General features: G+C 42.9%; 10 protein-coding genes. 6 read left to right on the top strand and 4 right to left on the bottom strand.

The window, feature by feature from the left end:
* The gene (locus AC1MCB_RS15620) at positions 1-891 is read left to right on the top strand and encodes a YihY/virulence factor BrkB family protein (RefSeq protein ID WP_479965642.1); all 891 of its coding nucleotides are present in this window, start codon (positions 1-3) and stop codon (positions 889-891) included.
* 261 nt (positions 892-1,152) lie between these two features.
* Here AC1MCB_RS15620 and AC1MCB_RS15615 read toward each other — a convergent pair whose 3' ends face one another.
* Positions 1,153-1,713: an arylesterase gene (locus AC1MCB_RS15615; RefSeq protein WP_479965641.1), complete on the bottom strand. Its 561-nt coding sequence runs from the start codon at positions 1,711-1,713 to the stop codon at positions 1,153-1,155.
* Between the two features lie 275 nt (positions 1,714-1,988).
* Here AC1MCB_RS15615 and AC1MCB_RS15610 point away from each other — a divergent pair, with 275 nt between their 5' ends.
* Both AC1MCB_RS15610 and AC1MCB_RS15605 read left to right on the top strand, forming a co-directional pair.
* The gene (locus tag AC1MCB_RS15610; RefSeq protein WP_479965640.1) at positions 1,989-2,693 is read left to right on the top strand and encodes an ABC transporter ATP-binding protein; all 705 of its coding nucleotides are present in this window, start codon (positions 1,989-1,991) and stop codon (positions 2,691-2,693) included.
* A 1-nt stretch (position 2,694) separates the two neighbouring features.
* A complete protein-coding gene (locus AC1MCB_RS15605; RefSeq protein ID WP_479965639.1) occupies positions 2,695-5,259 on the top strand; it encodes an ABC transporter permease in 2,565 nt (854 codons plus the stop codon).
* Between the two features lie 21 nt (positions 5,260-5,280).
* Here the strand turns inward: AC1MCB_RS15605 and ypfJ are convergent, their stop codons facing one another.
* Both ypfJ and AC1MCB_RS15595 read right to left on the bottom strand, forming a co-directional pair.
* A complete protein-coding gene (gene ypfJ / locus AC1MCB_RS15600) occupies positions 5,281-6,120 on the bottom strand; it encodes a KPN_02809 family neutral zinc metallopeptidase (RefSeq protein WP_479965638.1) in 840 nt (279 codons plus the stop codon).
* A 106-nt stretch (positions 6,121-6,226) separates the two neighbouring features.
* Complete coding sequence (locus AC1MCB_RS15595) at positions 6,227-6,796, bottom strand: histidine phosphatase family protein (protein WP_479965637.1); 570 nt, start codon at positions 6,794-6,796, stop codon at positions 6,227-6,229.
* 76 nt (positions 6,797-6,872) lie between these two features.
* Between AC1MCB_RS15595 and AC1MCB_RS15590 the strand changes: the two genes are divergently transcribed.
* Positions 6,873-7,835, top strand: coding sequence for a YihY/virulence factor BrkB family protein (locus tag AC1MCB_RS15590; protein WP_479965636.1), 963 nt, complete (start codon positions 6,873-6,875; stop codon positions 7,833-7,835).
* Positions 7,836-7,853: 18 nt separating this feature from the next.
* Here the strand turns inward: AC1MCB_RS15590 and AC1MCB_RS15585 are convergent, their stop codons facing one another.
* On the bottom strand, positions 7,854-9,170 hold the full coding sequence (locus AC1MCB_RS15585) for a D-alanyl-D-alanine carboxypeptidase/D-alanyl-D-alanine-endopeptidase (RefSeq protein WP_479965635.1): 1,317 nt from the start codon (positions 9,168-9,170) through the stop codon (positions 7,854-7,856).
* Between the two features lie 136 nt (positions 9,171-9,306).
* Between AC1MCB_RS15585 and AC1MCB_RS15580 the strand changes: the two genes are divergently transcribed.
* Entirely contained in the window at positions 9,307-10,524 is a 1,218-nt protein-coding gene (locus AC1MCB_RS15580) for an aspartyl protease family protein (protein ID WP_479965634.1), read from the top strand.
* A gap of 154 nt (positions 10,525-10,678) precedes the next feature.
* Positions 10,679-13,198, top strand: coding sequence for a zinc-dependent metalloprotease (locus AC1MCB_RS15575; RefSeq protein ID WP_479965633.1), 2,520 nt, complete (start codon positions 10,679-10,681; stop codon positions 13,196-13,198).
* The last annotated feature ends 42 nt before the right edge of the window (positions 13,199-13,240 follow it).

Genomic DNA, 13,240 nt, shown 5'->3' with positions numbered 1-13,240 from the left:
ATGCGCCGTTCTTTTGTCGAACTTAAAGAGAACGATCCATTGCGCATGGGCGGTGCGACCGCGTTCTTCACCACATTTGCTTTACCGGCAATCTTAATCATCCTTATCCAACTGTTTGGCGTTTTTGTAGACCCTCGTAAAATAGGTTCAGAACTCATCGACAGGCTGGCCAACGTGTTAGGCAACACAAGCGCCATGCAAATTAAGCTGACACTAGAAGGCTTTCGGTCATTAGGTCAAAACTGGTACGTAACCCTGTTCGGATTTATTTTTCTGATGTTCGTTGCCACCACGCTGTTCGCAGTGATCAAACATTCTCTGGATCAAATCTGGGGGATTAAGCTCAGGGCGCATCCCGGCGTAGTCTTTACGCTTAAAGACCGCGGGCGCTCTTTAATCATTATTATCCTGGCGGGTCTGTTGTTTTTTGTGGGGCTATTTATAGAAGGAATCCAGGCAATAATGGCGGATTACTTTAAAGACATCTGGCGTGCCGGTGCCGTTTTCTTTATCTGGATTATTAATGAGATAGTATTCATAGTCATCGTTACCATCTGGTTTACCAATCTATTCAGATTTTTAACTGCTGGAAGGCCGAAGTTTAGTCATGCCGTTGCCGGAGGATTTTTTACTGCTATTCTTTTCACCGTGGGAAAAATCATTTTGAGGTTTTTGATGGGCTATAGTAATGTTAGCTCCATTTATGGGGCTTCCGGTTCTACGGTGCTGATCCTGCTTTTTGTTTTCTACTCCTCTATGATCTTTTATTATGGAGGCTGCTTTGTCAAAGTGCTTAGCGAAGAATATAATGCGCCAATAAAACCCGTTAAAGAAGCTTTTTCATTCGAAATTCTTGAAATAGAACCCGAAAAACCGTCCGTTAAACATTAAATTAGCTTTCTTTCGCAAACTGTTTTCAGAAGTCTAGTCATAGACTAATTCTCTTGATCTTATCTAAATTCAATAGTACTTTAATAAAACTAAAGATTTCAGAACGATCACGATACGTAAAGCTATTTCAGAATAAGACAAAGCTATTTCAGGATAAGACATCCCCAATTTCAAGCGGCCTTGTTCTGGACTGGTTCGGGTCATGTTCGTGTCTTGCCGCTAACTTAGCGGCAAGACACGAACATGAGTAAAGGCAGACCTTTAGAGTTCCTGTACCAGTATGTCTTCAAGTACAGCCCATACATTTTCTGCTAAAATAGTCTGCCCCTCGGCAGTAGGATGAATTCCATCGGACTGATTTAGTTCAGCGACACCGCCAACTTTTTCCAGGAGGAAAGGCACATAAGCCATATTGTTCTTTTCGGCAATATTTTTAAAAATCTGAGTGAATTGGGAGGCATAAACGCCACCCATGTTTGGCGGCACCTGCATTCCCGTCATAACCATCTTAGCCTGCGGATACTTCGCTTTTACCTGGTCGACAATGCTTTGAAGATTTGCAGTGGTTTCGGTTACAGGTATACCTCTTAATCCATCATTAGCTCCAAGTTCCAGGACGAACACATCAACAGGTTGTTTTAGCAACCATTCTATCCTGGATTTGCCGCCTGCAGAGGTATCGCCGCTAAGGCCCGCGTTAACCACTTTATAAGGCAGATTTAGCGAATCAATCTTGTTCTGGATCAACGCCGGGAAAGATTCCTCCGGTTCAAGGCCGTATCCGGCTGTCAGGCTGTTACCAAAAAATAGAATTGTTTTCATAGGCCCGGCGTGTGCTTTATTTTTATTGGCAGAAGTATCCTCTTTTGATTTTGCTTCCTGATTTGGGGAACTGGTACAAGCAGCAAAAAACAATAATAGAATGAAAGTTAAGTTTAAATGGATCTTGACCATGATGAAATTATTGTGAATCCAGGCTAAGTTTTTTTTAACATAGCAGGGTGGCATAAGTTTAACTAATTTGTAATTTTCAGGTAATATCATACTAATACCTGTAACATTAGCCGGTAAACTTACTTTAACATTTAAAATTACTTGTGGAAAATATACTCAATGTAGAAGGCTTAAGTAAAACTTATCAGAGCGCGGGTCATACACTCACCGTGCTCGATAATATTAACTTTTCTGTAGCCGCCGGCTCGACTCTTTCCATTGTCGGGCCTTCAGGAAGTGGAAAAACCACTTTGCTGGGCCTATGTGCGGGCCTGGATCGGTCAAGTTCAGGATTGGTTGAGCTCAACAACATTCGTTTGGACGACCTTACAGAAGACCAGAGAGCGCAGGTGCGAAATCAGTTTGTTGGGTTCATATTTCAAAACTTTCAGCTTCTGCCCACCCTTACTGCACTTGAAAATGTGATGGTCCCTTTGGAATTAAGAGGTGAAAAAAACATTCGGGCAAGATCCCTTGATCTCCTTGACAAGGTGGGACTTACGGATCGGGTTAACCATTACCCTGCTCAGCTTTCGGGAGGAGAACAGCAAAGAGTATCGCTTGCGCGAGCATTCTCGAATCAACCTAAGATCCTTTTTGCAGATGAGCCGACCGGGAATTTAGATGCTGAAACAAGTGAGAAAGTGGTAAAGCTAATTTTTGACTTGAATAAAGAAGCTGGGACCACGCTGATACTGGTAACACACGATCTGGATCTGGCTTCAAAAACCCAGCGAATCATCAAGCTGAAAGGCGGCATCGTCGTGTCTGATGAAGCCAAGATTGCCGAATCTGCAGAGCAAAACTAATATGCAGACTTCTTCACACTATACGCCAGCTAAAAGTCCGCTAAATTTTCGATGGCTGGTTCTGATGGCCATCCGGGACAGCCGCCGCAGTCGCTCACGCTTGTTTCTCTTCATTTCTTCAATTGTTCTGGGCATCGCCGCACTAGTGGCTATTTATTCTTTCGAACATAATTTAAAGCAAGACATAGACAATCAGGCCAGGTCGCTTCTCGGGGCCGACCTGGTGATTGAAACTAATAAGCCGGTAATGAAAGAAGCATTGCCTATGCTTCAGAAATTAGGGGAAAGGCGCTCGGAGGAGCGAAGCTTTGCTTCTATGATCTATTTTCCAAAGAATCAAGGTACACGGTTAGTAAATATCAAGGCGCTTCAGGGCGAATACCCTTATTACGGAAATATTGAGACAACTCCTGCCTCAGCAGGCAAAAATTTCCGGAATAACCAGGATGCGCTTGTCGACAAGACGTTGATGTTACAGTTCAATGCCGCACTAGGCGACTCGGTGAAGGTTGGAAATGTGCTTTTTAAGATAGCCGGAATTCTGAATAAAGCTCCTGGTCAAACCGGTTTTGCCTCGTCGGTTGCTCCGTCAGTCTTTATCCCTCTTAGCTATCTTGATAAAACGGGTCTTTCACAAAAGGGCAGCCGTATTACGACCAATTTTTATTATCAGTTTGAGAAAGGTGTTAATGTAGAGCGGCTGGTTAAGCGGTTGGAGCCGCGCCTTGATAAAGCAGAGCTTGACTATGAAACAGTTGAGTCACGCAAGGAAAATACGGGCCGGTCTTTTGAAGATCTTTCACGATTTTTAGCTTTGGTAGGTTTCATTGCTCTTTTACTAGGTTGCATTGGTGTAGCGAGTGCCATCCACATTTATATTCGCGAAAAAATCAGTACGGTGGCTGTGTTACGTTGCCTGGGCGTCAGTTCAAGGCAGGCATTTGTTATTTACTTAATTCAAATTGTAGGAATCGGGTTCATAGGTTCCGTATTAGGAGCCTTCCTTGGAGCGCTTGTACAGCAATTTTTGCCGCTTGTGCTTAAAGACTTCCTGCCGGTTGAAATAACTATCGCTATATCATGGACCGCAATCGCACAGGGTATATTATTAGGAGTGATCATATCGCTCTTGTTCGCTCTGTTACCGCTGATATCGGTGCGAAATATTTCCCCCTTGAATACTTTGCGTTTATCATTCGAAGAGACTCCTATATTGAAGGATCCTCTGAAATGGCTGGTGTATGGTGTGATTATTCTTTTTGTATTTATTTTCACATATCTGCAGATTGGTGGCTGGATGCAAAGTCTTTATTTCACGATAGGTGTATTAACATCTTTCCTGGTGCTGGCCGGGATGGCGGCCGCCTTAATCTGGCTGGCACGTAGATTTTTTCCAACCTCATGGAGTTATTTGTGGAGACAGGGATTCGCCAATTTATTCAGGCCAAATAACCAGACACTCATCCTGGTAGTATCAATCGGATTGGGGACAGCGTTTATCTGCACTTTATTTTTTGTACAGGATATACTGATAAACCGGGTAACTCTTTCTTCGAGTGGGAACCAGCCTAATATGGTGCTGTTTGATATTCAGTCTAGTCAGAAAGATTCGGTAGCAGCGTTGACCAGAAAAATGAATCTTCCCTTGCTTCAGCAAGTGCCAATTGTAACTATGAGGTTGAACGAAGTCAATGGGAAATCTGCTTCGGATGTGAAAAAAGATAGCACGATAAGGATATCTAAAAGGGCTTTTGAGCGGGAATACCGGGTTACCTACCGCGATAGTCTTTCAGTATCTGAATCCATTACGGAAGGTAAGTGGTCCGGAAGGGCAGAACCAGGGAAACCAATTTATGTATCGCTCGAAGAAGGATTTGGTGAACGCATTGGTGTTAAGATTGGTGATAAGCTGTCCTTTAATGTACAGGGTGCGCCGGTGGAAACCATAGTAGGAAGTTTTCGAAAAGTTGACTGGAATAGGATTCAAACCAACTTCCTGCTGATATTCCCTTCCGGGGTGCTTGAAGATGCTCCCCAGTTCCACGTTCTGATCACGAGGGTTGCTGACAATGCTCAGTCAGCGGGTTTCCAGCAGGCAGTGGTGAGAAATTTTCCAAATATCTCTATCATTGACCTCGGTCTTGTATTAAGTGTATTAGATGAAATATTAAGTAAGATCGGGTTCGTGATCCGCTTTATGGCTGCTTTCAGTATCATCACCGGGATTGTTGTTCTTATTGCGTCTGTGCTGATTAGTAAATTTCAGCGAATAAAAGAGAGCGTGCTTCTTAGAACGTTGGGGGCGAGCCGAAGGCAAATACTGGTAATTACGGGTATGGAATACTTTTTCCTCGGAAGTATGGCTGCCTTTACAGGAATCATTCTTTCTCTGGCAGCTTCATGGGCATTGGCGCGCTATAGTTTTGAAACAGTATTTACCCCTACCATTTTGCCGGTAATTATTCTGTTTATTATAATTACCGGCCTCACAGTGCTAATCGGCTTGTTTAATAGCCGAAGTATTTTAAACAAGCCACCACTTGAGGTTTTACGGAATGATGCCTAGAAGAATACTGGTTTAACGGTTCTATAAACTAGTTGCAGAAAAAGTATCACCCTGGCTGATATCACCGGTTTCATACCCCTTCTTGAACCAGCGCATTCGTTGTGCCGAAGTTCCGTGTGTAAAAGCATCCGGCACGATCTCACCCTGTGTTTGTTTCTGTATGCGATCATCGCCGATTGCACTCGCTGCGGTTAACGCCTCGTCGATATCGCCCGCCTCCAGCATATTGTGCATTTTATCAGCACGATTTGCATAAACGCCTGCATAGAAATCCGCCTGAAGTTCTAACATCACCGAAAGGCGATTATATTCTTCCTGACTAACCCTATCGCGCATTTGCTGAACTTTATCAGATGTTCCCATCAGGTTCTGAACATGGTGACCAACTTCGTGGGCTATTACATAAGCCATCGGGAAATCACCACCTGCACCAAAGCGGTTTTTCAATTCGTTTTGAAAACTTAAATCAATGTAAACTTTCTGGTCTGCCGGGCAATAGAAAGGACCGGTTGCAGAACTGGCAGCCCCGCAGGCCGAAGAAACACGGTTCTCAAAAAGCACCATCGTCGGTTCCTGGTATTGTGAGCCATTTTCGCTAAAAATTTTATTCCAAACATCATCAGTATCCCCTAAAACAACATCAGCGAACTGTCCAGCTTCATCAGAAGGAGAGCCCTTGGCAACTTCCGTTTGAGCACCCTGGCCAATTGGCAACTGACTTACTAAGTTTGCAGCGTCCGGGCCGAACAGCAATCCGAGTATCACAACAAGGATACCGCCGCCGCCTAATGCCATTCCGCCGCCGCTCATTCCGCGACGATCTTCAATATTTCCGCTTCCGCGTCTTCCTAACCAGCGCATATGTTTATAGTGTTTACGTGAGTTTTATGTATGATAACGATACAACACCGGTGTTATATGTTTGTTTTTTTAACAACCGGTAATGAATCTTATCTCATTATTGTACTTAATGTACTAAATCTGTTTTATCAATTACCGTGCTGTGATGCTTTTTACCGAACCGTTTTGTTATCAGTCGGGTGTTGCCACTACCATCAATTCTGATTTGAAAGATCAGGTCGTAATCATCATCATTCAACTTATCGGCTGGAGGGTTTACTCCGAAGGCTTTAACAATCTCGAGGATCGTATTCGAATGCCCTGCAACCAATACCTTCTGATTAACTAATTGAGATTTCACTATCCTCGCAATTTCTGAATTGTCTTTTGCATCATAGGTATTAATAGACACACCATTCTGCTGTGCTACCGGCGATACCGTTTGAATGGTTCGTTTGAAGTTTGTGGCAAATACGGCAGTAATCTTTTCGTTTCTTAAGAAGACATTTAAAGCTTCTGCACGCTCTTTACCAAGCTTACTCAAATCAGGATCATTATTCTTGGGATCACTAACGTCCTTTTCTGCATGCCTCACAACATATACAATGGTTTCATCCGGAAGGGTAGCGGAGCCGTTTACGGGAGCCAACAGCAATAGAAGGCATATCCAGGTCAATGATTTTATTAATTTGTTCATAGCTCGATAATTTAATTTTCAAATTATTCAAAACACTTTAAAATGAAAACTCATTGTAAACTTAAATAATTAAAGCATGGATTTTAAAGCAGTGATTAAATGGGTTAAAAAGACTTTCAGCATGTTGAAAGCGTCGTTCAATGCCTTTATGGATGATAAAGCATTGAAGATGAGCGCTGCTTTAGCTTACTACACCGTTTTTTCATTGGCACCTTTAATAATGATCCTTATATCGGCAGCAAGTATATTTTACGGTAAGGAAGCTATACAAAATAAAGTCTTTGAAGAACTGAATGGTATACTCGGCAACGAAGCTGCCCTAAAGATCCAGGAGATCCTGCAGGAAATTACACTTAAAAGTGATTCTACCCTGGCCATAATTATAGGTATAACCACGCTGTTTCTAGGGGCAACGGGGGTTTTTATTGAGATCCAGGATTCAATAAATCAAATCTGGAGGGTTAAAGCCAAGCCAAAAAAGGGCTGGAAGAAATTGATCATCAATAGGATTCTGTCGTTCTCCATGATAATAAGTCTGGGCTTTCTGCTGATCGTATCCTTGATCATAAATGGTATCATACTCGCCTTAAGTGCGAAGCTCACGCAGTATTTCCCCGACATTACAATCTTTGTAGTTGAGGTAGTAAATGCTGCCCTTACATTTATCGTGATTGCGACCCTGTTTGGTATTATTTTTAAATACTTGCCTGATGTCAAGATAGGGTGGAAAGATGTCCGTGTAGGGGCTATATTTACTGCAATTTTATTTACGATTGGCAGGTTCCTGATCGGCATATATATTGAAAAGGTTGGGCCGGGCTCTGCTTACGGCGCTGCGGGATCCCTTATCGTAATTTTGGTCTGGGTGTATTATACATCCGCTATCCTCTATTTTGGTGCAGAATACACCCAGGTGTATGCGGAATGTTATGGTGGTAAGATCGCTCCCGCTACTTATGCAGTGCATATCGTCACAACAGAAGAAGAAAAAGAGGTAAAGGTGCTACCTAAACAGGAACACAATATCGAAGAAGACTAATGGCTTTTTTACCAAATTTCAATTCTTATCGTGTATAAAAGTTAAAATCCTTTCCATTTCTTTTCTGATGTCTGCCGTGGGTCTCACGTAATTATTGTGCATAAAAGAGAAGATCAGGGTCTTGCCGGATTTTGTCTTTAAATATCCCGATAGATTGTGAACGTTAGATAAAGTCCCCGTTTTGCCAAAGATAAATGGCTGATCAGCCTTAAAATAGTTCTTTAAAGTTCCTGTTTTGCCACCCTGCGGAAGCATGTTGAATAGACGTTCTTCGTCATTCACCTCATCATAAATCTTTTCACAAAGTTTAACCAAAGACGCAGGTGTAAATAAATCCTGGCGTGACAGGCCTGACCCATCTACCCACTGGGGTTTATCCGGAAGATCGGAGAGGTGATTCTTGATCATATAATCGATAATAACCGGAGTGCTCATGGGCTGATCGGTTTCTATAGCATATGTAAGCAGAAGTTGTTCGGCCATAAAATTGTCACTTGGTAAGAGCATATGCTTAAACACTGAGTCGGCTGGTGCGCTGTAAATGGTTTGGGTACTTGCAGGCTTTGCCAATTTAATAACTCCCTGGTAGTTTGGCAGAACGGTCTTTAAAATAGAATCTATTACCTGCTGGTCAGTCTTAAATGGAACCTCCTGATTAAAAGCTGGAGTAAAATTTATCGCCGGCTGATGGAAGACATTTTTAGCGAATTCTCTTTGAACGGAATATTTACCCGAAGTAACTGCGCTATCAGTAAAGAGGTCGAACAGGCCCGGAGAAGGCAAGGGAGGTGTGCTAACCAATATCCCATCCTTCGACTTCAAGCGAATTATGTTGCCGTACACTGGCATTTCGGAGATCTCTGGTTGATAGTATTCGTTATAATCATCGTAAGACCAACCCGTACCATAAAAAGAGCCCTCATAACGGCCACTGGCCCAGTAAATTTTCTTGCCGCTGTTCTTAAGAAACTCCAGTACTCTTTGTTCTGGGAAATCAGGATGCAGAAATACGGGGTCACCAGTAGCCCAAAAGATCAGTGAATCGCCTTTAAAAACATATTGTAATCCCGGTACAGAGTCTTTCAAAAGTTTCAACCCGGCATAGAAGGTGAATAATTTGGTATTAGAGGCGGGTGTGAAATACTTGCGACTCATTTGCTCGATCACCGGCCTTCGTTTGCTCAGATCATATAAAGCAAACCCGGTGAAATGATCATTAAGTACCTCTGACTTCTTAAGCAGTTTGCTAATCTTTCCGGCACGAACCTTCTGCGCAAGCGCATCGTTCACTAGAACAAGCAGGGTGAGCGAAACAAATAACGTAAAGAATTTCATAGATTTAGACGAACAAGAATACCCCATGCGATTTAATTAGTTGACAATAAATATAACCGTTTCTTCTTGTTTCCATTCTAAGCCGTAATTTATAAAGAATATGCAGTTGAAGATCAGGAAACTAAAGTGCTATAAATTGCTGATAATTATTTCAGTACTGCTTTTTCTTTCCGAGGCTTCCAATGCTCAATACTTTGAATTTTCAGGAAATCGTAAACGAGAAACAATTCCTTTCAAGCTTGTAAAAAACCTTATAGTAGTACCTTTGACCATCAATGGTATGGGGCCTTATAACTTTGTACTCGACACGGGCGTGGGGCTTTTTTTGATTACTGATCCAAAGTTGATCGATACGATTAGAATAGCTCATTTAAGAAGTATCCGGATAACCGGTTTTGGAGAAGGAAATGAGTTAAGTGCATTTGTAACACCATCTCTGAAAGTAAAAATTGGTTCCGCTGTAGCGCAATCCATTCCTGCAGCTATTTTAAAAGATGATATTTTTGAATTATCGGGCTATGCGGGGATGCCCATTCATGGATTGATTGGGTATGAGTTGTTCAGTAGTTTTACCGTTAAAATAAGCTTTTCAACAAATTCAGTTACCCTATTTAGTCCAAAGAAACCTTATGTGCTACGAAAAGGAACTAAAATTCCGTTATCGATAGAAGAGAAGAAACCCTATCTCGTTACCGATATCGTTTTAAGTAGTGGCAAAAAAATCTCAGCTAAATTAATCATTGATACTGGTGCAGGTCATCCCATCTCGCTCGAGAATTACCAGGGCAAACCTTTCGAACTTCCGCCGGTGAATATTGCTGCCAATCTGGGCGTGGGTTTAACAGGAGCGATTAACGGATATATTGGTCGTATCCGCTCAATTAAGTTGGGAAAATATACATTGGATAATGTAATCGCGTCATTTCCCAATTATAGCGACGTAGGTTCACGTATAATGTTGGTTAGCCGAAATGGTAATATTGGAAATAGTATTTTGAAACGATTCGATATAGTATTTGACTATGCTGGTAAGGCGATGTATTTACGGCCTTCAACGTATTTGAAAGAGCCGTTTGAGCATGATATGAGTGGGATGGAACTAACTTCCACCGGCCCCGAATATAATCGTATAGTGGTGACTCGGGTAGAACCCTTTTCGCCCGCTGAGGATATTGGATTAAGAAAAGACGATGAGATACTGTCAATCAACTTTAAGCCGGTTAAAGAGATGAGTATACAGGAGATTGATAATTTGTTTCGTTCTAAAGATGACCGTAGTTTTATTATAGAGATAGTGCGCAACAAAGGAAAAGAACGGGATCGCGTAATCTTAACGCTTGAGCGTCGGATCTGATCATCAGGCAAGCTATCATCGCTTTTCCCAGGTTGATTGATGACCTGGTAGGGAGTCGCATGTTGTGTTAACATTGCCTGATTGTAACTTTCACGTTAACCGACAATAAAAGCTTTGATAAATTTGTTTCTTGCGGTTACCAAACCTATTATATATGATAAAAAATTCACGTTACGTTTCTTTCGTAACACTTACCGCGCTGTTTATAGTTGCCGGGCTTAATGATACCGGTGCTCAAACTCGCAAAAGGAAAAACCAACCGGCACCAGCGACTACGGCACCTCCGGCAGCGTCCGCAGCAGCCGCAGCAAAGCCCGGCGTTAAGCCTTACAGAGAAGTTATTACGGACAAGGCAAAGACCGACAACGGTCTGTTTAAGGTGCACCGCCTTGACAGTAAGTATTATTTTGAGATCCCTGACTCATTGTTTGAGCGGGAAATGCTGGTTGTTACCCGTTATGCCAAGACACCCACACAAGATCGCACGTATGGTGGTGAGGAATTGAATGAGCAGGTTTGGAAGTGGCAGAAACGCGACAAGCAGGTTTTCATACGTGTTCCATCTTATCAGAATGTAGCTGCCAAAGGAACAGAAATGTATCAGTCGGTACAAAACTCAAACCTTGACGCCGTTCTTGCTTCTTTCGATATCAAAGCGATCAATAAGGACTCAAATTCAGTTGTTATCGATGTAACTGACCTGTACGCGAAAGATGTACAGTCTCTTGGCTTGCCTCCTGGCATACGCACCCAGTTTAAAATCTCAACTATGGATGAGAGCCGTACATATATTGATACGATCAAATCTTTTCCAATCAATGTTGAGGTTCGCTCACTAAAAACCTATAAGGCTGCAGACGCTCCTGGCGATAAGTCTATTGGTTCAATCACTGTTGAGGTTCATAACTCCATGCTGCTTTTATCGAAAACTCCTTATAAGCCACGTTTCCAGGATGACAGGGTAGGCTACTTCAGTCAGCGCCAAACCGACTACGGACTCGAAACACAAAGAGCGGAAGTAACCAGCTACATCCGTCGCTGGAAACTGGAGCCAAAAGACCCGGCCGCTTACAAGCGCGGTGAGTTGGTGGAGCCCAAAAAGCAGATTGTTTATTATATCGATCCGGCTACTCCGGCCAAATGGCGCCCATACCTGATTGCAGGGGTTAAGGATTGGAATATTGCTTTCGAAGCTGCAGGGTTCAAAAATGCCATCACCTGTTTAGAAGCTCCTGCAAACGATCCGGATTGGTCACCTGAAGACGCACGTTATTCGGTTATTCGCTATTTTGCTTCTGATGTACCCAACGCTTATGGTCCGCATAATGCTGACCCACGCTCCGGAGAGATCCTGGAGTCTGACATCGGCTGGTATCACAACGTAATGAACCTGGTTCGTAACTGGTTCTTTGTTCAAACGGCAGCTATAAATCCAGAAGCCCGTTCGCCTAAATTTAAAGATGAAGTAATGGGTCAGTTAGTAAGGTTTGTTTCTTCCCACGAAGTTGGCCATACACTGGGTTTGCCACATAACTTCGGTTCAAGCGTAGCTTACCCTGTGGATTCTCTGCGCTCACCATCGTTTACCAAACGTATGGGTGGTACTGCTCCGTCAATTATGGATTATGCACGTTTCAATTATATCGCACAGCCGGGTGATGAAGGCGTAATGCTTTATCCCGGTATTGGCGAGTATGATAAGTGGGCTGTTAAGTGGGGTTATACATGGTTTGATAACCAAACTCCCGAGCAGGAAGCAAAAACGTTGAATAAGTGGGCTCTGGAAAAAGCAGGTAACCCGTTATACTTCTATGGCCGTCAAACAGGCAACCCTATAGATCCAAGGTCTCAATCAGAAGATTTGGGTGACGATGCCGTTAAAGCATCAACATACGGGATCGCTAACCTGAAGCGTATTGTTCCAAACATCGAAAAATGGACTTACGAAGAAGGCAAAGCCTATGAGAACCTGGAAGAATTGTACGGTGAAGTACTAACTCAATGGAACCGCTATATGGGTCATGTGCGCTCAAACATTGGTGGCATCTATGAAAACAATAAAACCTATGAGCAGAAAGGCCCGGTTTATACGCACGTTTCTGAAGCCAAACAACGCGAAGCCATGAAGTTCATTAATACGCAGGCCTTTGCTACCCCTACCTGGATGCTTGACCAGACCGTATTAAATAAGTTTGACCAGGCGGGCATTGTTGACCGGGTTAGACGCACGCAGGTAAGTACATTAAATAGTATACTTGAGTTCGCCCGTTTAGCACGTGTTATTGATAACTCTGTTAAAAATGGCAATAACGCATATGGTATCGATGAGCTCTTTGCTGACGTGCATTCCGGAGTTTGGAAAGAACTTAAAACCGGCGCCAACGTAGATACTTACCGACGTAATTTGCAGCGTGCTTATATTGAACGGATGGAATACCTGATGACGAAGGATCAGGAGTTGCCTGCAGGTATTCCTGCGCAGTTTGCGGCTCAGTTTCTGGGTACTCCAATCAACGCTTCACAATCAGATATTCGTCCGATGGCTCGTCGTGAGCTGAAGCTTCTGGCAGCAGAGATTAAGTCCTCTATACCGAAGTTCAGCAATGTTATTGTAAAAGCGCACCTGGAAGACAGCTTTATTCGCATAAACAACATACTCGACCCTAAAGGGTAAACATATATTCTAACCAAAAAACCCGCTCATTTTAATGAAGCG

It is taken from the genome of Daejeonella sp. AP26 (genome assembly GCF_056680515.1).
Note: the sequence above shows the minus strand (reverse complement) of the source record. Positions and strands in the feature narration are given on the sequence as shown.

Bases quoted from the DNA above. Each gene is read 5' to 3' on its own strand.
- AC1MCB_RS15620 (WP_479965642.1), top strand. From the start codon at position 1: ATGCGCCGTTCTTTTGTCGAACTTAAAGAGAACGATCCATTGCGCATG.
- AC1MCB_RS15615 (WP_479965641.1), bottom strand. From the start codon at position 1,713: ATGAAAACAATTCTATTTTTTGGTAACAGCCTGACAGCCGGATACGGC.
- AC1MCB_RS15605 (WP_479965639.1), top strand. From the start codon at position 2,695: ATGCAGACTTCTTCACACTATACGCCAGCTAAAAGTCCGCTAAATTTT.
- ypfJ (WP_479965638.1), bottom strand. From the start codon at position 6,120: ATGCGCTGGTTAGGAAGACGCGGAAGCGGAAATATTGAAGATCGTCGC.
- AC1MCB_RS15595 (WP_479965637.1), bottom strand. From the start codon at position 6,796: ATGAACAAATTAATAAAATCATTGACCTGGATATGCCTTCTATTGCTG.
- AC1MCB_RS15590 (WP_479965636.1), top strand. From the start codon at position 6,873: ATGGATTTTAAAGCAGTGATTAAATGGGTTAAAAAGACTTTCAGCATG.
- AC1MCB_RS15585 (WP_479965635.1), bottom strand. From the start codon at position 9,170: ATGAAATTCTTTACGTTATTTGTTTCGCTCACCCTGCTTGTTCTAGTG.
- AC1MCB_RS15575 (WP_479965633.1), top strand. From the start codon at position 10,679: ATGATAAAAAATTCACGTTACGTTTCTTTCGTAACACTTACCGCGCTG.